Genomic DNA, 247 nt, shown 5'->3' on the forward strand with positions numbered 1-247 from the left:
GACCACGGCGAAACCGCGACCTTGTTCGCCGGCACGGGCTGCTTCCACTGCTGCATTCAGGGCCAGGATATTGGTCTGGAACGCGATGCCGTCGATCACGCCGATGATGTCGACGATCTTACGCGAGGAAGTATTGACAATGCTGCGTGACCTGGTCCATCAATGCAATGGCGCGGTGCACTTCTTCGATGCCGATGCTTTGCTCGTGGCTGGCGGCGGAGCTCGAGGAAGAACTGGCAACGCCGCT

General features: G+C 59.9%; 1 pseudogene. It reads right to left on the reverse strand.

The features are described from left to right. Window positions 1-126 (reverse strand): annotated as a pseudogene (locus tag HLUSI_RS34745) (methyl-accepting chemotaxis protein); the annotation flags it as partial. Between the last annotated feature and the right edge of the window lie 121 nt (window positions 127-247).

It is taken from the genome of Herbaspirillum lusitanum P6-12 (assembly GCF_000256565.1).
Lineage (GTDB): Bacteria > Pseudomonadota > Gammaproteobacteria > Burkholderiales > Burkholderiaceae_D > Herbaspirillum > Herbaspirillum lusitanum.